This is a genomic window from Aeromicrobium sp. 50.2.37 (assembly GCF_024655735.1).
Lineage (GTDB): Bacteria > Actinomycetota > Actinomycetes > Propionibacteriales > Nocardioidaceae > Aeromicrobium.
The window spans coordinates 118678-136605 of record NZ_JANLGG010000005.1 but is presented as its reverse complement, the minus strand read 5'-3'; the positions used below and the strand labels follow the sequence as shown (position 1 = coordinate 136605).

At 71.0% G+C, this 17928-nt stretch carries 17 protein-coding genes, 1 other RNA gene and 1 pseudogene; 7 read left to right on the top strand and 12 right to left on the bottom strand.

The genetic code is table 11. From position 1 onward, the window contains the following. Both NUV38_RS04550 and NUV38_RS04545 read left to right on the top strand, forming a co-directional pair. Nucleotides 1-769: pseudogene (locus tag NUV38_RS04550) on the top strand (hypothetical protein); the annotation flags it as partial. 138 nt (nucleotides 770-907) lie between these two features. Next, on the top strand, nucleotides 908-1687 hold the full coding sequence (locus NUV38_RS04545) for a DNA-formamidopyrimidine glycosylase family protein (protein ID WP_257727967.1): 780 nt from the start codon (nucleotides 908-910) through the stop codon (nucleotides 1685-1687). Nucleotides 1688-1696: 9 nt separating this feature from the next. Here the strand turns inward: NUV38_RS04545 and NUV38_RS04540 are convergent, their stop codons facing one another. Next, nucleotides 1697-3169, bottom strand: coding sequence for an NAD(P)/FAD-dependent oxidoreductase (locus NUV38_RS04540; RefSeq protein WP_257727966.1), 1473 nt, complete (start codon nucleotides 3167-3169; stop codon nucleotides 1697-1699). 116 nt (nucleotides 3170-3285) lie between these two features. Here NUV38_RS04540 and NUV38_RS04535 point away from each other — a divergent pair, with 116 nt between their 5' ends. Next, entirely contained in the window at nucleotides 3286-3906 is a 621-nt protein-coding gene (locus NUV38_RS04535; protein ID WP_257727965.1) for a vitamin K epoxide reductase family protein, read from the top strand. A gap of 26 nt (nucleotides 3907-3932) precedes the next feature. Here the strand turns inward: NUV38_RS04535 and NUV38_RS04530 are convergent, their stop codons facing one another. Continuing rightward, the gene (locus tag NUV38_RS04530; RefSeq protein WP_257727964.1) at nucleotides 3933-4229 is read right to left on the bottom strand and encodes a 4a-hydroxytetrahydrobiopterin dehydratase; all 297 of its coding nucleotides are present in this window, start codon (nucleotides 4227-4229) and stop codon (nucleotides 3933-3935) included. A gap of 16 nt (nucleotides 4230-4245) precedes the next feature. Beyond that, complete coding sequence (locus tag NUV38_RS04525; RefSeq protein ID WP_257727963.1) at nucleotides 4246-5094, bottom strand: alpha/beta fold hydrolase; 849 nt, start codon at nucleotides 5092-5094, stop codon at nucleotides 4246-4248. 149 nt (nucleotides 5095-5243) lie between these two features. Here NUV38_RS04525 and NUV38_RS04520 point away from each other — a divergent pair, with 149 nt between their 5' ends. Next, nucleotides 5244-5861 (top strand): hypothetical protein, encoded by a 618-nt coding sequence (locus NUV38_RS04520; RefSeq protein ID WP_257727962.1) that lies wholly within the window; start codon nucleotides 5244-5246, stop codon nucleotides 5859-5861. Between the two features lie 256 nt (nucleotides 5862-6117). On the opposite strand, the gene ssrA is transcribed toward NUV38_RS04520, so the two are convergent. The 8 genes from ssrA to ftsE all read right to left on the bottom strand — a co-directional run bounded on the left by ssrA (nucleotide 6118) and on the right by ftsE (nucleotide 13371). Then, nucleotides 6118-6488: a transfer-messenger RNA gene (gene ssrA, locus NUV38_RS04515) on the bottom strand. A 172-nt stretch (nucleotides 6489-6660) separates the two neighbouring features. Continuing rightward, a complete protein-coding gene (locus tag NUV38_RS04510; protein WP_257727961.1) occupies nucleotides 6661-7473 on the bottom strand; it encodes an endonuclease I family protein in 813 nt (270 codons plus the stop codon). Between the two features lie 81 nt (nucleotides 7474-7554). Further along, entirely contained in the window at nucleotides 7555-8931 is a 1377-nt protein-coding gene (locus NUV38_RS04505; protein WP_257727960.1) for an MFS transporter, read from the bottom strand. Then, on the bottom strand, nucleotides 8928-9803 hold the full coding sequence (locus NUV38_RS04500) for an amidohydrolase family protein (RefSeq protein ID WP_257727959.1): 876 nt from the start codon (nucleotides 9801-9803) through the stop codon (nucleotides 8928-8930). The genes NUV38_RS04505 and NUV38_RS04500 overlap by 4 nt, the downstream gene beginning before the upstream one ends. Beyond that, complete coding sequence (gene smpB / locus NUV38_RS04495) at nucleotides 9803-10279, bottom strand: SsrA-binding protein SmpB (RefSeq protein WP_055968797.1); 477 nt, start codon at nucleotides 10277-10279, stop codon at nucleotides 9803-9805. Before smpB ends, NUV38_RS04500 begins: the two co-directional genes overlap by 1 nt. A gap of 35 nt (nucleotides 10280-10314) precedes the next feature. Beyond that, on the bottom strand, nucleotides 10315-11577 hold the full coding sequence (locus NUV38_RS04490) for a M23 family metallopeptidase (RefSeq protein ID WP_257727958.1): 1263 nt from the start codon (nucleotides 11575-11577) through the stop codon (nucleotides 10315-10317). Between the two features lie 179 nt (nucleotides 11578-11756). Continuing rightward, nucleotides 11757-12671: a permease-like cell division protein FtsX gene (ftsX, locus tag NUV38_RS04485; protein ID WP_257727957.1), complete on the bottom strand. Its 915-nt coding sequence runs from the start codon at nucleotides 12669-12671 to the stop codon at nucleotides 11757-11759. A 10-nt stretch (nucleotides 12672-12681) separates the two neighbouring features. Beyond that, a complete protein-coding gene (gene ftsE / locus NUV38_RS04480; RefSeq protein ID WP_056552262.1) occupies nucleotides 12682-13371 on the bottom strand; it encodes a cell division ATP-binding protein FtsE in 690 nt (229 codons plus the stop codon). Between the two features lie 67 nt (nucleotides 13372-13438). Between ftsE and NUV38_RS04475 the strand changes: the two genes are divergently transcribed. Continuing rightward, complete coding sequence (locus tag NUV38_RS04475) at nucleotides 13439-13966, top strand: hypothetical protein (protein ID WP_257727956.1); 528 nt, start codon at nucleotides 13439-13441, stop codon at nucleotides 13964-13966. Between the two features lie 44 nt (nucleotides 13967-14010). Here the strand turns inward: NUV38_RS04475 and NUV38_RS04470 are convergent, their stop codons facing one another. Further along, the gene (locus NUV38_RS04470) at nucleotides 14011-15210 is read right to left on the bottom strand and encodes an ROK family protein (protein WP_257727955.1); all 1200 of its coding nucleotides are present in this window, start codon (nucleotides 15208-15210) and stop codon (nucleotides 14011-14013) included. Nucleotides 15211-15318: 108 nt separating this feature from the next. Between NUV38_RS04470 and NUV38_RS04465 the strand changes: the two genes are divergently transcribed. Together NUV38_RS04465 and NUV38_RS04460 are read left to right on the top strand one after the other, a co-directional pair. Next, complete coding sequence (locus tag NUV38_RS04465; RefSeq protein WP_257727954.1) at nucleotides 15319-16878, top strand: sugar ABC transporter ATP-binding protein; 1560 nt, start codon at nucleotides 15319-15321, stop codon at nucleotides 16876-16878. Beyond that, a complete protein-coding gene (locus tag NUV38_RS04460) occupies nucleotides 16875-17921 on the top strand; it encodes an ABC transporter permease (protein ID WP_257727953.1) in 1047 nt (348 codons plus the stop codon). Before NUV38_RS04465 ends, NUV38_RS04460 begins: the two co-directional genes overlap by 4 nt. The last annotated feature ends 7 nt before the right edge of the window (nucleotides 17922-17928 follow it).

Sequence of the window (17928 nt, the reverse complement as noted above, 5' to 3'; positions counted from 1 at the left end):
ACCCCGTGCCGCGCGCCTCGGCCCGCCGATCGCCTCGGGCCGATGGTTCGCCGTCGAGCGGCCGGGCGACGACCCTCAGCAGCAGGCGGCGCTGCAGGTCGCGCGCACCGAGGCGCTCGTGGCTCGGCACGGCGTGGTCACGCGCGGAGCCGTCGTGGCGGAGCAGACGCCCGGTGGGTTCGCCGGGGCCTACCGGGTGCTGCGTGAGCTGGAGCAGAACGGCTCGGTGCTGCGCGGCTACTACATCGACTCCCTCGGCGCGGCTCAGTTCGCGTCGGTGGCGACCGTCGACCGGATGCGCACGTTCGAGCGTCCCGACGACGAGCGTGCCGACGTCGACGCGGTGGTGCTGGCCGCCACCGACCCGGCCCAGCCGTTCGGCGCCGCCCTGCCGTGGCCTGCCATCACCGACCCCGCCGACGACCTGAAGCACCGGCCCGCCCGCAAGGCCGGCGCGCTGGTCGCGCTGCACGACGGCCGTGCGGTGCTGTACGTCGAGCGTGGCGGGCGCTCGTGCCTGGCGTTCACCGACGACGCCGACGTGCTCGCCCGGGCCGCCCACGCCCTCGCGGCTCTCGGCCGGTCCGGCCGCATCCCCCGCCTCACCGTGGAGTCGGTCAACGGCCGCCCCTCCGGCTCCAGCCCCACCGGCGAGGCGTTGCTGGCCGCGGGCTTCGAGCGCCACCCCAAGGGCCTGCGACTCGATCTGCGACGCGGCAGCGACACCGCCCGCCGGTCGCCGGCGTCCGGACGGCCGAGCCATGCCTGAAGGGGATACCGGGCGAGGCGTGACACCCCCGCCCGACAGCCCCACCCGACGAGAGGAGGTCGCCGATGCCCGAAGGTGACACCGGGCGAGGCGTGACACCCCCGCCAGACCACCTCGATCGACGGCAGGAGGTCGCCGATGCCCGAAGGTGACACCGTCTGGCGCACCGCGCACCACCTGCGCGAGGTGCTGGAGGGTCGTGAGCTGGTGCGCTCCGACGTGCGCGTGCCGCAGTGGGCCACGCTCGACCTGTCGGGTCGCACGGTCGACGAGGTGCTGAGCCGCGGCAAGCACCTGCTGATCCGCGTGGGTGATGCGTCCATCCACTCCCACCTGAAGATGGAGGGCGCCTGGCACGTGCTGCGGCGGGGCAGCCGGTGGCGGCGTCCCGCGCACACGGCGCGGATCGTCCTCGAGACCGAGCAGCACCAGGCCATCGGCTTCTCGCTCGGGCTGCTCGAGATCCTCAGGCGCGAGCACGACGACGAGGCGCTCGCCTACCTCGGCCCCGACCTGCTCGGTCCCGACTGGGACCTCGCCGAGGCCACGCGCCGCGTGTCGGCCGATCCCGAGCGCCCGATCTTCGTGGCGCTGCTCGACCAGCGGAACCTGGCCGGCCTGGGCAACGAGTACGTCAACGAGCTGCTGTTCCTCTCCGGACTCCTGCCCACGCGACCGGTGGGCGAGGTCCCCGACGTCGCACGGGTGATCGACCGCGGGCACCGGTTGCTCGACGTCAACAAGGCGCGGGTGGAACGCACGTTCACCGGGAGCACCCGGCACGGTGAGGATCGCTGGGTCTACCGCCGCGAGCACGCCCGGTGCCGCCGGTGCGGCACGCCCCTGCGCAACGACGAGCTGGGCGACGAGCCCGGCCGTGAGCGGATCACCTTCTGGTGCCCGCACTGCCAGACGTGAGAGTCCTCGTCAGGACGCCTGGGCCGACTGCCGCGAGGTCTCGTCGAGTCGCGTCCAGACCATGGCCTCGTCGAGGTCGGTCCGACGGTTGTCCCAGGCGTCGAGGAACCAGTTCTGGCGCACCGTCCAGGGCTTCTCGCGACCCTGCTGCGGGAGCACCCCCGCAGCCCGCTGCACGTAGCCGGACTGCAGGTCCAGCGCCGGAGCGGTCTCTCCCTTCGCGCCCTGGGGGTCGGGGGTGCCCGCCGCGTAGCCGTGGCTGCGCATGTGCTCGACCAGCCGTGCGACGTACTGCCACGAGAGGTCGGCACGCAGGGTCCACGAGGCGTTCGTGTAGCCGATGCACCAGGCGAGGTTCGGGACGCCGCTGATCATCAGGCCCTTGTAGACGAACCGCTCGTTCGGGTCGACCTTCTCACCGTCGACGTCGATCGCGACCTTGCCGAGCGCCACGACCTTGAGCCCGGTGGCGGTCACCACGACGTCGGCGTCGAGGTGCTGGCCGGACGTGAGCCGGATGCCGGTCTCGTCGAACCCGTCGACGTGGTCGGTGACGATCGAGGCCTTGCCGCGCCGCAACGTGCGCCACAGGTCGCCGTTCGGCACCACGCAGAGCCGCTGGTCCCACGGGTCGTAGCGCGGGGTCAGGTGCTTGGGGTCGAAGCCGTCGGGCGCGGAGCGTCCGGCGCGGGTCAGCAGGATCTTCTTGGCTGCGCTCGGGAAGCGGCGGCAGAACTCGTAGAAGCCGATGGCCACGGTGGCGTTCTTGACGCGCGTGACCCGGTGGGCCAGGCCTGCCGGCAGGACCTTCCGCAGCCCGGCCGAGAGGGCGTCCTCCCCGGGCAGGGAGGTGATGTACGTGGGCGAGCGCTGCAGCATCGTCACGTGCTCGGCCTCCTCGGCCATCGACGGCAGCAGCGTGATGGCCGTGGCACCGGAGCCGATGACGACGACCTTCTTGCCCTGGTAGTCCAGGTCCTCGGGCCAGAACTGCGGATGCACGACGGTCCCGGCGAAGTCCTCGAGGCCGGGGAAGTCCGGCGTGTAGGCCTCGTCGTAGTCGTAGTAGCCGCTGCACATGAACAGGAACGAGCAGGTCTGCTCGACGAGCTCGCCGTCGACCTCGCTGGTGAGCGTCCACCGGGCGTCCGCGGACGACCAGCTGGCCGCGACGACGCGGTGGCCGTAGCGGATCCGCTGGGCGATGCCGTGCTCGTCGGCGGTGCTGCGGATGTACTCGCGGATGTCGCCGCCGTCGGCGATGGACTTGCGGTCCGTCCACGGCCGGAACGGGTAGCTCAGCGTGTACATGTCGGAGTCCGACCGCACCCCGGGGTAGCGGAACAGGTCCCACGTGCCGCCCATGGCGTCGCGGGCCTCGAGGATCGCGTAGCTGGTGCCCGGGCTCATGGTGCTCAGGCGGTACGCGGCGCCGATGCCGGACAGCCCCGCACCCACGATGACGACGTCGACGTGCTCCATGTCCACACCTCTCAGATACTGACGGTATCCGAAACCGTACGGCGAGTATGCCGCCGCGTCAAGCAACGAGAGCCGACGCGCAAGCCACGCGACCGCCCTCCCTCTAGGATCGAGGCGTGAGTGACGTGCTCGAGACCCGCCCCGACGAGGCCACCGACGCCCGCGAGGTCCGCGACCCCCGGTGGATGATGCTGATCGGCGGCGTCGTCGGCTTGGTCGCCGCCGCCACGTTGACCATCGAGAAGGTCCGCTACCTGACCGAGCTCTCCGAGGGTCGTGAGCCGACGACCAACTGCGACCTCAACGCCTTCGTGAGCTGCGGCGGTGTCATCAACACTCCAGAGGCGTCCGCGTTCGGCTTCCCCAACCCGATCATCGGCATCGTCGGGTTCACGGTGGTGCTGACCCTCGGGGTGCTGCTCGCGTCCGGCGTGCGCCTGCCGGGCTGGATCTGGGGCGGCCTCCAGGTCGGCGTCCTGTTCGGCATCGGGTTCGTGACGTGGCTGCAGTACCAGAGCATCTACGACATCGAGAAGCTCTGCCCGTGGTGCATGGTCGTCTGGACGATGATGATCCCGCTGTTCGTGCTCGTCACCGCCCGCAACCTTCGCGCGTTCGCGCCCGGCTCGGCCGTCACCCGGTTCCTCAGCAACTGGACGCTGCTCGTGGTCGTGCTCTGGTACGTCGCCGTCATCGCGGCCATCTGGTTCCAGTTCGGCGAGAACCTCTGGGCCTGAGGCCCACGGCCCGAGACCGGGGCGGCCTACCGTGCGGCGTCGCCGGCCAGCTCGTCGAGCACCTCGGCCAGGCGGACGTCGCGTCCGCTGACGCCGCTCACGTCGTGGCTGCTCAGTCGTACCTCGACGCGGTCGTACACGTTGGTCCACTCGGGGTGGTGGTCCATCTCGTCGATGCGCGGTGCGGCCGCGGCCATGAAGGCGATCGCGTCCGAGAAGCCGTCGAAGGTGTAGGTGCGCGTCAGCCCCGACACGTCGCCGGACCAGCCGGGCAGGTGCTCGAGGGCCTGGGTCACGCGCGCGGGGTCGAACGGCTCGTCCATGCCCCGACCGTACGCGTCAGGCTGCGACGGCGCGAGCCCGTCGGGTGATCGCGTCCACCAGCACCTGCGGCTCGTGGTCGGGGATCCAGTGGCTGACCCCCTCCAGGACGACGAGCTCGTACGGCGCGTCCACGTGCTGGGGCGTGAGGTCGACTCCCTTGCGGCCGAGGGCCACGTCGCCCGTGCTCCAGACCATGGTCGTGGGCACCCTCACCTTTCCCTGGACCGAGCTGAGCGAGAACGGCAGGCCGCGGTAGTAGCCGAGGCCGCCGGGCAGGGCGCCTCCGTCGATCATCTCGGCCTCGAACCGATCACGGAGCTCTCGATCCATGCCCGCGTGGGCGAGGGCGCGCTCACGCACGCCCTTCGCCCGCGTGAGCACCAGCTCGGGCACCTTCGGCAGCTGGAAGAAGCCCATGTACCAGGACTTCAGCAGCTGTGTGCTGCGCAGCATCGACGCCATGAAGGCAGCCGGGTGCGGCACCGAGACCGCCGTCCAGGACTGCAGGAGCTCGGGGCGGGAGGCGGCGACGTACCAGCCGATGGCCGACCCCCAGTCGTGGCCCACGAGGTGCACGGGCTTGCCGACGATCTCGAGCAGCGCAGCCACGTCGGCGGCGATGAGGTCACCGGCATAGGCCTTGCGGCCGCGGGGACGGGCCCCCGGGGAGTAGCCGCGCAGGTCGGGGGCGATGGTGCGGTACCCCTCCGCGTGCAGCAGCTCGCTCACCCGCTCCCACGAGGTCGCCTTCTGCGGGAACCCGTGCAGCAGCACCACCGGGTCGCCCCCGATCGGCCCGGTGTCGGTGACGTCGAACGTCAGACCGTCGTGGGAGTACGTGTGGATGCGTCGCGCAGGAGACATGCCGCGAGCATACCGACGGTACGCGTCGGCGCCAGCGTCTCGCGCTCCACGATCCCGGACGCCCAGCCTCCGCAGACCCCGGCCACAGGCTCACCACAGGGTGGGCCGCCACCGTGGACGAGGTCCGTCACACCACCAGGAGAAGACCCATGAACAGCTCGACCGCAGCACGCATCGGCATCGCCGGCATCGTCGCCGGAGCCGGACTCGCCGCCGGCGGCATCGCCGTCGCGTCCGCCGAGGACACCGCCGACAGCACCGCGAGCTCCAGCGCCCACCCGGGCGGTCATCGGGGCGGACCCGGCGTCCTCGCCGAGACGCTCGCCGAGGAGCTCGACCTGGAGCAGTCCGACGTCGAGGACGCGCTCGCCGCCGTGCGCGATGACCTGCGTCCCGACGCGCCCGCCGAGGGCGAGAAGCCGACCCCGCCCTCCGACGAGGATCGAGCCGACCGCCAGGCCGCCCTCGCCACGTCACTCGCGAAGGAGCTCGACGTGTCCGAGGCGAAGGTGACGGCCGCGCTCGCCGTCGCCGAGAAGCAGGCCGAGAGCGATCGCGAGGAGCGGCAGGCCGAGGGCCGCACCGCCCTCGTCGAGCGCCTCGACGCCGCCGTGGAGGACGGCACCCTCACGAAGACCGACAAGACATCCGTCCTGAAGGCCTACGACGCCGACCTGCTCGGCGGGCCGGGCCTGGGTGGGCCGGGTGGGCCGGGTGGGCGTGGCCCGGGCGGGCCGGGTGGTGAGAAGGCTGGCGCTTCGTCCTGAAGTCCCGAGGTTCGGAACGTCATGGCCCGTCTCGCCGTCGGTTTCGGGTGATGGGTTCCGAGACCTGAACGGCCACGCGGTGCGTGGCCTGGCATGGACGAGTCAGGAGCTGCCGGGATCCCTCCGCAGGGCGCCTTCGGCGCGAGAGGGTGGGGCCCACTCGATTCACGGTGCCTGTTTCACCGAGCCTCGAAGGCCCCGCACGACACACGAAGGCCCCGCACCGTCACGAGGACGGTGCGGGGCCTTCGAGGCTCGGTGGAGCTGCCGGGAATCGAACCCGGGTCCTTTGGCGCTGAGTCAGGTCTTCTCCGGGTGCAGTGCGTCATGTCGCTTTTCTCAGCCCTGGTGCTCGGACGAACACGTCACCAACAGGCTCAGTCACGAAAAAGTCCCGATCGCGTCACGTGACGCTACGCGATCAGCAAGTCCCCTAGATGAGACAGACGATCCGGGACGGGGACGCTCCCGGGTCTGCCCTTCACCAGTCGCTGTCAGGCAGCGAGGGCGAAGTCAGTGCGCTTGGAATCGGCACTTGTGGTTTGCGACGAACGTTAAAGAGATGACGTCGCGTTCTCTACCCGCTTCTCCTGAGTCGAACGACCAAAGTCGAAACCGATCAGCCCCTCTTGAGTTGTCAAACGCCCGGAGGCGCTCCCTCACTGTACAACCGCGGACCGACACCGTGCATTCCTCGCGCGGAACCACGTCCACCATCGGTGGACGCGCACCGTCAGCAGCTCTCCTGCGGTTGCACATCCACCGATGCGGGCGGTGGCGGACCCCCGGTCGGGTCGGCTCAGCCGAAGACGGACTGCGCCCACTCCGGATGGTCGATGAACGGATTGCGGTTGCCCTGGTAGCGGGTGTCGATCAGGTCGTTGCGCCGCTGCTCCGCCGCCGATGGCGGGTCCTGCGCGTGCCACTGCAGCAGCACCGAGATCCGGCCGAGGTAGGGCGTCGTGCCGTTGACCTGGTCGTTGGCCTCCAGGTCGGCGAAGCCGTCGCCGCCCTCGTAGCGCACCGCCATGTACATGACCATGCGCGCCACGTCGCCCTTCACCGCGGCCGGCGGCTCGAACGAGTCACCGTCGGTCCGGCACGACGAGCAGCCGCTCACCGACGACCCGCCGGCGTCGAAGTCCTTGTTGCCGCGGGTGCCGTTCACCTGCACGTCCGCAGGGCGCAGGTGGTGCAGGTCGGTGCCGGGGCCGGTCGACGTCCCGAAGTCCCCGTGCGACTGCGGCCAGACGTGCTCGCGGTTCCAGTCACCGACGTTGCCACCGTTCGCGGACTTCGAGCGCGAGACCTGCGAGTAGAAGAGCTTCACGTTGTTGCTGTTGGCGGGGTCCTGGTCGGTGACCTTCAGGGCCTCCCAGACGGCGGAGTAGGAGATCCGCGTCTGCACCGAGATGATGTCGTGCAGCTCGTCCTTCAGCGCCGCGCCGCTGAGGCCCTGGGCACTGTCGTAGTAGCCGGGCTCCGGTGCGGCGTCGGCTGCACGCGGCAGCACGGCGAGGACGAGCGTGATGATGATGGCCAGGCCGGCGTGTCGGGGCGTGCGTCGGCTCGTGGCCGCGCACCCCCGCCCGGCTCCCCCGAGTCGAGTCATGGGCACCACCCCACACCATGGGACCGTCCGTGACCAGACCTGCGACCGGACGTTCACCCGATCGTCACGCTCGGCGGGCGGCTACACGGAGGTCGGGGCGCGGTCCGGGTCGGCCGAGCGCCCGTGCACCAGGGCAGCGGCGCAGCCCGCGGCCACCACGAGCAGCCCGACGCAGATCCACGTGCCGACGCGGAAGCCCGGCCCGAACACGTCGGGCGAGGCGAAGTCCGGTCCCGCGATGCCCGCGAGCGGCGGGATCGCGGCTACCGCGAGGAGGCCCGCCGTCCGCGAGACCGCGTTGTTGATGCCCGAGGCGATGCCGGCCTGGTCGTCCGGTGCGGCAGCGAGCACCGCCGTGGTGAGCGGCGCCACCAGCAGGGTGAGGCCGAGACCCATCAGCACCGCTCCGGGGAGCACGTCGAGCCAGAAGCTCGCGTCGGCCCCGATGCGCAGGTACAGCAGCAGACCCGCCGCCGACAGCAACGGCCCGAGGGTCATCGGGACGCGGGGCCCGATTCGCTGGCCCAGGGCACCCGCGCGCGAGGAGAACAGGAGCATCAGCACGGTCAGCGGCAGCGTCGCCAGGCCGGCCTCGAGGGGCGAGTACCCGGCCACGTACTGCAGCTGCAGCACCAGCAGGAACATGGAGCCGCTCAGTGCGCCGTAGATGGCGAAGGTGCAGATGTTCGCCGCCGTGAACACGCGGTCGGCGAACAACGACAGCGGCACCAACGCGTGCGGGGCGCGCCACTGGTGCACCACGAAGGCGACCAGCAGGGTCAGGCCGGCGAGGCTCGGCACCCACTCCTGCTGGACCAGTCCGTAGGTCAGGAAGGCCAGGGTGCCGACCGTCAGCAGCGAGCCCTCGACGTCGAGCCGCTCCTGCGCACCCGTCGACTCCGGCACGTGCCGCCACGTGACCCAGACGACCGCAGCGGCCAGGGGCAGGTTGATCCAGAAGACCGATCGCCAGCCCACCGCGTCGACGAGCGTGCCGCCGACGAGCGGTCCGAGCGCCGTCGTGACGCCGGCCAGGCCCGACCAGAGGCCGATGGCGCGGCCCCGGTCGTCAGGGTGGATCGAGGCCGAGATGATCGCGAGGCTGCCCGGCGTCAGCAGGGCTCCGCCGACCCCCTGCAGCCCCCGAGCCGCCACCAGCACCTCGATCGTCGGCGCGAGCGCGCAGGCCAAGGACGCCACGGCGAACCACACGACGCCGACGAGGAAGACACGCCGTCGGCCCCACCGGTCACCGAGAGAGCCACCGACGAGGATGAGGGCGGCCAGCGTGAGCGTGTAGGCGTTGACCGTCCACTGCAGACCCGCCACGCCCGCGTCGAGGTCCCCGTCGATGGCGGGCAGGGCCAGGTTGACGATGGATCCGTCGAGGAACGCCATGCCCGTGCCGAGGACCATCGCCGCGACGAGCCACCGCCCCGCGGCGGAGTCGAGCCTCACGCGGTGTACCCGAACAGCTCGGCGCCGTTGTGCCAGAGCACCCGACGCAACCAGCCCTCGCCGAGGTCGAGGCGCTGGAGCACCTCGACCTGGTGGGCGTAGGGGTACGGGATGTTCGGGAAGTCGGTGCCCAGCAGGATCCGGTCACCCAGGTCCGCGAGCCTGGGCGCGACGTCGACCGGTGGCGGGCCGTCCCAGAAGTCCACGAGCGCCATCGTCACGTCGAGGCGGACGTCGGGGTGGGCATCGGCGAGGTCGAGGAACGCCTCGTACTCGGGCATACCGAGGTGCGCCACGATGATCCGCAGGCCCGGGAAGCGGTCCAGCACCCGCGCCAGACCGTCGGGTCCGGTGTGGGTGCCCGGTGCGGGTCCGGATCCGGCGTGCAGCACCACGGGGGTGCCGCTCTCGGCGAGCGTGCCCCACACGGGGTCGAGCAGCGGGTCGTCGGCGGCGAAGTCGCCCACCTGCAGGTGCGCCTTGAAGACCTCGACCCCGCCCTCCACGAGCTCCGGCACGTAGGACGCCGCCTCGACCTCGGGGTAGAACGTCGCCGACCGCAGCGCCTCGGGCACCCGGTCGGCGAAGCCCAGCGTCCACTCGTTCATGAAGGTCGCCACCCCGGGCCGGTGCGCGTACGACAGGGCGGAGAAGTGCTTGACGCCCATCGCGCGCAGCTGCTCGACGCGTTCCTCGTCGCTCCCCCGGTACGCGATCGGCCACGCACGACCGAGCAGGGGGCCCGCGGCGTCGAAGTAGGCCCACACCTTGGCGAGCACCTTCGGGTGCATGAAGTGCACGTGCACGTCGAACAGGCCCGGCAGCCCGAGGTCGTCGGCCAGCCCCGGGAGGTCGGCGTCGGACAGCGTCACTACCGGATGCCCTTGATCTTGCGTCCGATCTCGCGCTGGGCGTCGGCCTTGGCCTGGCGCTCGGCGATCGCGTGCCGCTTGTCGTACTGCTTCTTGCCTCGCGCCAGGGCGATCTCGACCTTCGCGCGGCCGTCGAGGAAGTACAGGGCGAGCGGCACGATCGTCAGGCCCTTGGCCTGGATGCGCTGCTCGATCTTGTCGATCTCCTGGCGGTTGAGCAGCATCTTGCGGCGCCGCCGGGTCTCGTGGTTGGTCCACGTGCCCTGGCTGTACTCCGGGATGTGGACCTGGATCAACCAGGCCTCGCCGTTCGCGATCTCGCCGAAGCCGTCGACCAGGGACGCGCGACCGGCACGCAACGACTTCACCTCGGTCCCCGTGAGGACCAGTCCGGCCTCGTAGGTGTCCTCGATGTGGTAGTCGTGGCGCGCCTTCTTGTTCTGCGCGATGAGCTTGCGCCCGGTCTCCTTGGCCACCGACCCATCCTAGGGGGTCGGACCCGACGTCCTCGTCAGAGCCAGCTCATCGGGTTGGTCGTGCCGCCGTTGGCCAGCACCATGAAGTGCAGGTGGCACCCCGTGGAGTAGCCGGTGCTGCCGACGTAGCCGATGACCTCGCCGCGCGAGACCTTCGCGCCGCTGCCGCGGGCGAACCGCGACAGGTGGTTGTAGGTCGTCACGATGCTCTTGCCGCGCTTGACGCCGTTGGCGAGGATCACGCGGTTGCCGTACCCGGCGTTGTAGTACTGCTGGATGATCGTGCCGCTCGCGGCCGCGCGGATCGGCGTGCCGCAGCCGACACCGAAGTCCGTGCCGTCGTGCAGCTTGTACACACCCGTGATCGGGTGGCGCCGCATGCCGTAGGGCGAGGTGATCGGCCCGCTCACGGGGTAGGAGAGCGCGCCACCCTTGTCGCCTCCGGAGACGCCTCCGCTGGTGCCGCCGCCCTTGCCGCCCTTGTTGGCCTTCTCGAGCTCGCGCCGGGCGAGCTCCTCCAGCTGCGACTGCAGACGGTTTCGCTCGGCCTCGTACGCGGCCAGGAGCTTGGCGTCCTCGGCCCGTGCGGCCTTCGCGGCGGTGCTGGCACTCGCGCGGGCGTCGACGAGCTGGCCGACCTCGGCGGCCTGCGCCTCCGCGGCAGCCTCCAGCTCGGTCATCTTCTGCAGGTTGGCGGCGGCGGCCTTGCGGGCCACGGCCACCTCGTCGCGCAGCTCCTCGACCTTGTCGCGGTTGAGGCGGAGCATCACCTTCGCGGCGGCGAGCTTCTGCATCCGCGAGACCTGGGCGTCACCCACCGAGGCGTTGAGGCTCATCCGGTCGGTGAACGTGGTGGGGCTCTCGCCACCCAGCAGCTCGCCGAAGGCACGCATGCCGCGGTCGCCGTCCTGCACGGTCTCCACGGTGAACGCGGCGACGGACTCCTCGGACTTCTTGAGCCGCTTCTCGCCCTTCTCGAGGGCGGCGACGGCCTTGTCGAGCGCCGCCTCGCTGCGGTCGAGCTCGGCCTGCATCCGCGTGTCCTCGGCCTGGGAGACCGCGAGCTGGCCGCGGGTCTCACCGAGGGTGGCGCGCGCCGAGGTCAGCTTCGACTGCGCTGCCTCGAGAGCGGCGGCTGCCTTGTTGTAGGCCGCACTGGAGGAGTCGAGGGCCTTCTGGGCGCCGTCGATCTTGCCGCTGACGCCCTTCTTCTGCCGCTCGAGGTCGTCCTTCTTGTCGGCCAGCACGGGGTTCGTGAACCCGACGACGATCAGGCTCGCCGCCAGCGCCGCGACCACCGCTCGAACCAGGTGGCGACGGTGGGCATGACGACGGGCCGCGGGTCGAGGATCGCGGGACGTGGGCACAGACATGGGACCTCGGCGTTGGGGAAGGAATGGTGCGAGGCAGGCCGCCCAGCATCTCTCGATGAGGCGGATGGTGCGGGTGTTACTGGTGTGACTCTAGGCCATGGCGCTCAGACGTCAAGGTACTTCCGCGTCATCACGAGGGTCGGGACCAGCGCGAGCAGCAGCGCCAGGACCGTCGTGTAGCCCATGACGGCGGCGGCCTCCTGCCACCGGATCCAGGTCGTCAGCTCCCCCAGCGTGGTGCGCAGGTAGCCGTAGACGACGAACCACATGAAGGCCGCCAGCCCGGCGGCCGCCAGGGCCGCCGACAGCACCGCCGCCAGCATCGACTCCAGCACGAACGGCAGCTGGATGTGCCAGCTGGACGCCCCGACCAGGCGCATGATGCCGATCTCGCGGCGTCGCGCGTAGGCCGTCATGCGGATCGTGTTGGAGACCTGGAGGATGGCCGCGACGATGAGCAGCAACGACGTCGCCAGGGCGGCCCACCGCATCTTGTCGAGGATCTCGAACAGCGGCCCGAGCAGCTTCTTGAGCGACTGCACGTTGCCGACGCCGTCCATGCCCGAGACCTGGCTGACGAGGCCGTCGAACTCCTGCGGGTCGTTGAGCGTGACGAAGTAGGACTCCGGGAAGTCGGCCGGCTCCACCGTCTCGAGCTGGGCCTTGCCGCTGTCGGTCTGGCCGAGCAGCTCACGCGCCTTGTCGTAGTTCTCCTGCGGCGAGCGCACGTCGTAGGACTTGACCTCGGGATTGGTGGAGAGCGCCTCCTGGACCGCGGCGGTCTGCTCCTCGGTGGCCGCTCCGCCGACGCACGTCGGCGCGGTGGAGTTGTCGGTGCACAGGTTGACCTGCACCTGCAGCTTGTCGCCGTAGAACTGCTCGGTGCGGTCGGCCTGGCTCTGCAGCAGCAGGCCCAGCGCGGCCAGCAGCAGCGAGACGGTCATGGTGACGATCAACGAGATCGTCATGGACGTGTTGCGGGACAGGCTCGCGCGGAGCTCGCTCATGATGGTGCGCACGGTGATCGCCTCAGGACTGGTAGCCGTAGATGCCGCGGGCCTCGTCGCGCACGACGCGCCCCTCGTCGAGCTCGATGACGCGCTTGCGCATCTGGTCGACGATCGAGGAGTCGTGGGTGGCCATGACGACAGTGGTGTCGGTGCGGTTGATGCGGTCGAGCAGCTTCATGATGCCGACGCTGGTGGTGGGGTCGAGGTTGCCGGTGGGCTCGTCGGCGATGAGGATCATCGGTCGGTTCACGAACGCCCGGGCGATGGCCACGCGCTGCTGCTCACCGCCGGAGAGCTCGTCGGGCATGCGGTGCCCCTTGCCCTCCAGGCCGACCATCTCGAGGGTCTCGGGCACGAGCGTGTCGATCTCGGAGCGGTGCTTGCCGATGACCTGCAGCGCGAACGCCACGTTCTCGTGGACCGTCTTGTTCGGCAGGAGGCGGAAGTCCTGGAACACGGTGCCGACCTGGCGGCGCAGCTTGGGCACCTTCCAGCTGGAGAGCTTGTTGATCTCCTTGCCCGCCACGTGTACCCGGCCGGTGGTGGGCCGGGCCTCGCGGAGGACGAGCCGCAGGAAGGTGGACTTGCCCGACCCCGAGGACCCGACGAGGAAGACGAACTCCCCCTTCTCGATCTCCAGGTCGACGGCGTCCAGGGCAGGACGCTTCTGGCCCGGGTAGGTCTTGGTGACCTTGTCGAAGCGAATCACCCGTCGAGTCTAGGCAGGTCGCTCCACGTCACCCTGCAGACTCGCCCGCCGTGGGTACGGTGAGCAGATGCCGCCTCGTCTGCCCGATCCGCGCCGCCTGCCCGAGCTGGTCGACGCGGCGGCGTCGGCGCTGCCGCGGGCGCTCGGCCTGCTCGCCTCCGCCGAGGACCTGGTGCGACGGGCCCATCGCCTGGTCGACGACATCGATGCCACCCGGGCCGCGGCGGACGCCGTGGTGGTGCGGACCGCCGGCACGGTGGCCAGCGTGCAGCCCACGCTGGACCGCGCCCAGGCCATGGTCGAGACGTTCGGGCCGGTGCTGGACGACCTCGCCCCGATCGCGAAGAACCTGATGCCCACGCTGCAGCGGATCTCCGAGACCACGTCGCCCGAGGAGATCGAGGCGCTGGTCGGGCTCATCGACCACCTGCCCATGCTGGTCGACAAGCTCGAGACCGACATCGTCCCGATCCTGGAGGACATGAAGAACGTCGGGCCCGACATCCACGCACTCCTGGACACCGCCACCGACCTCGCGGCGATGCTCGAGAAGGTGCCGGGGCTCAACCGTCGTCGCCGCGACGACGACGACTAGGCAGGACTCGCGGTCAGGACGGCCGAGGGTCCCGGCGGGATCGCTCAGGCCGTGCGCTGGGACGCGCCCTGCGCGACGAAGGCGTCCACGGCGGCCGGCGACAGCACCTCGTCGATCACCATGGCGCCGGCACCGATGACGCCCCCGAGGCTGCCGACGGTGGTGGGGACGATGCGCAGGTGGTTGGTGGCGAGCGGGAGCGACCGCTCGTAGACGACCTCGCGGACGCCGGCGAGCAGGTACTCCCCCGCCTCCGACAGCTTGCCGCCGATCACGATCACCGACGGGTTGAGCAGGTTGACGCAGGTGGCCAGCACCTCGCCGAGGCTGCGACCGGCGTCGCGCACGGCGTTGAGCGCCGCCACGTCGCCGCGGTTGACCGCGTCGACGATGTCCTGGGACGACTCGACGGACAGACCCTGCTCACGCAGGCGTGCCGCCACGGCGGGCCCGGCGGCCACCGCCTCGAGGCAGCCGGTGTTGCCGCAACGACAGTGCGCGTCGGCGGCGTCGGAGACCCGCACGTGCCCGAGGTCGCCCGCCGACCCGAGGGCGCCGCGCAGCAGCTGACCGTCGGACACGATGCCCGCTCCGATGCCGGTGGCGACCTTGACGAGCAGCAGGTGCTCGCCACGGTGGCCACGCACGTGCTCGCCGAGCGCCATCAGGTTCACGTCGTTGTCCACGAGGACCGGACCGGCGAACGTGCGGCCGAGGTGTCCGGGGACGTCGAAGTCGTGCCAGCCGGGCATGATCGGCGGGCTCACCGGCCGACCAACGGCGTGCTCGACCGGACCGGGCAGACCGATCCCGACGCCGGCGACGTCGGAGACGGGACGCCCACGGTCGGCGAGCAGCTCGAGCCCGATCGAGGTGACCCGGTCCAGGACGACGGCGGGGCCGTCCGCGATGTCGCACGGAACCGTCCGCTCGACGAGCACCTCGCCGGCGAGGTCGAGGAGGGCGACGCTCGCGTGCGAGGCACCGAGGTCGATCGCCACGACGACGCGGGACCCGCCGTGGAAGCGGAACCGGGTGGGCGGTCGACCGCCGGTAGAGACGGTCTCGCCGGTCGGGCGCAGCAGCCCGACGGCCAGCATCGCGTCGACCCGCGCCGTGACGGGAGCCCGACCCAGCGCCGACCGCTGGCTGAGCTCGGCCCGCGTCCAGGCCTGCCCGTCACGCAGGTGCTGGAAGAGATCGCCAACGCCGACCAGCGTGGTCGGCAGCGACGACGACGTCATGACCATGAGTCTCCCACACCCCTTCTGTCCGGCCCGATCAGCAGATACGTCGAACACAATCAGACTTTTGCTTGACGAGCAACAAAAGAGGTGACTAGGGTCACAGCCATGCCCACCCCCCAGGCACCGCCCCTGCTCGAGATGCGCGGGATCGTCAAAGAGTTCCCCGGCGTCCGGGCGCTCGACGGCGTCGACCTCGTCGTGCGCGCCGGCGAGGTGCACTGCCTCCTGGGCCAGAACGGTGCGGGCAAGTCGACGCTCATCAAGGTCCTCGCCGGGGCGCACGGCGTGGACGCCGGCACCATCACCTGGCGCGGCGAGGACGTGACGTTCGCGGGCCCGCAGGCCGCGCTCGACACCGGCATCGCGACGATCTACCAGGAGCTCGACCTCGTCGACGGCCTGAGCGTCGCCGACAACATCTTCCTCGGCCACGAGAAGTCCCGCGGCGGCGTCACCCGCACCGTCGAGGCGAACCGGGCCGCGCGCGCCCTGCTCGAGCGCCTCGGCCATGCGGAGATCCGCCCCGGTCGCGAGGTGGGCAGCCTCTCGGCCGCCGGCAAGCAGATCGTCTCCATGGCCCGTGCGCTCTCGCGCGACGCCCAGGTGATCGTCATGGACGAGCCGTCCGCCGTGCTCGACCCCGACGAGGTCGACGGCCTGTTCCGCGTGGTCGACGACCTGCGCGCGGAGGGGACCGCGATCATCTACATCTCCCACCGGCTCGAGGAGATCCGGCGCATCGGCGACCGGCTCACCGTCCTCAAGGACGGGCGCACCGTGGCCGGTGACCTGTCGGCCAAGGACACCCCCACCTCCGAGCTCATCACGCTCATGACCGGCCGCGAGGTCTCCTCCGTCTTCCCCGAGCGTCCCGTCGTCACCGGCACCGAGCCGCTGCTGCGCGTCGAGGGGCTCACCCGCACGGGCGAGTTCGAGGACGTCAGCTTCGACGTGCGGCCCGGCGAGGTCGTCGGGATCGCCGGCCTGGTCGGCGCGGGTCGCAGCGAGATCCTCGAGACCGTCTTCGGCGCCCGACGCGCCCACCGCGGCACCGTGACCGTCGACGGCACCGACCTGCGGAACGGCTCCGTGCCGGCGGCGGTCCGCGCCGGCATCGGCCTGTGCCCCGAGGAGCGCAAGTCGCAGGGTCTGGTGCTCGACGACCTCGTCTACCGCAACGTCTCGCTCGCGAGCCTCGGTCGCTTCGCGCGGCTCGGCGTCAGCACCGAGGGCGAGGAGCTCGCCGCGGCCCACGCCGCCACGCGCTCGGTCGACGTCCGTCCCGACGCCCCCACCCGCGTCGTGCGCACGCTGTCGGGCGGGAACCAGCAGAAGGTCGTCCTGGCCCGCTGGCTGCTGCGTGGCTGCAAGGTGCTGCTGCTCGACGAGCCCACCCGGGGCGTCGACGTTGGCGCGCGGGCCGAGATCTACGCACTCGTGCGCACCCTCGCCGACGAGGGTGTCGCCGTCGTCGTGGTCTCGAGCGACCTCGACGAGGTGATCGGTCTGTCGCACCGCGTGCTCGTCGTGGCCGACGGCCGCGTCGTCCACCACTCCCCCGCCGACGCGATCGACGCGTCCGGCGTCCTCGAACGCATCCTCGCCGTGCACGAGCACGGTGCGGACCATCCGACCACGACCGACCAGAGAGGCGACGTCGCGTGACCGTCACCCCCGATCCCTCAGGCAGCACCGCCCACGACAGCGGGAAGGACCCGGCCCTCTCGGTCCCGGCCCCCTCCCGCCGGTCGATGTCCGGGGGCTCCGGCCTCGGCCGCAACCTCGGCCTCGTCGTCGCGCTCCTGCTGCTGTGCATCATCGGCGTCGCGACGTCGGGCGAGCGCTTCGCGAGCGTCGACAACCTGCTCACCGTGCTGCGCGCCGCGTCCGTCATCGGCGTCGTCTCCATCGGGATGACGTTCGTCATCACCGGCGGCGGCATCGACCTCTCCGTGGGCGCGATCGTCGCCCTCTCCTCGGTGTGGGCCACCACCACCGGCACGCAGGCCATGGCCGACGACATCGGCTGGGTCGCGATGGTCTTCGCCGCCGTGGTGGTGGGTGCCGCCTGCGGCGCGGTCAACGGGCTGCTGGTCGCCTACGGCCGCATCGTGCCCTTCATCGCCACCCTGGCGATGCTCGCCGCGGCCCGGGGCCTGGCGGAGATCATCTCCGACCGCAAGACCCAGATCATCCGGAACCAGGGCTTCACCGACCTCTTCGGCTCCGAGCCCCTCGGCATCCCCTTCATCGTCGTGATCTTCGTCGTCGTGGCAGCCGGTGGCTGGTTCCTGCTCAACCGCACGACCTTCGGCCGACGCACCTTCGCGGTCGGCGGAAACCCCGAGGCGGCGCGCCTGGCCGGCATCAAGGTCCAGCGCCACACCGTGTACCTCTACGCCCTGCTCGGCACCACGTGCGGCATCGCCGCCGTGATGCTCATGTCGCGCACCACCACCGGCACGTCGACGCACGGCCAGCTCTACGAGCTCGACGCCATCGCCGCCGTCGTGATCGGCGGCACGCTGCTCAGCGGCGGCCGCGGGACCGTGACCGGAACGCTCTTCGGCGTCCTGATCTTCACCGTCCTTACCAATGTCTTCACGCTCAACAACCTGTCGATCTCGGCCCAGGCCGTCGCCAAGGGCGTGATCATCGTGATCGCCGTGCTCCTGCAGCAGCGGATCGCGAACCGCACCACCACATAACCCCCAC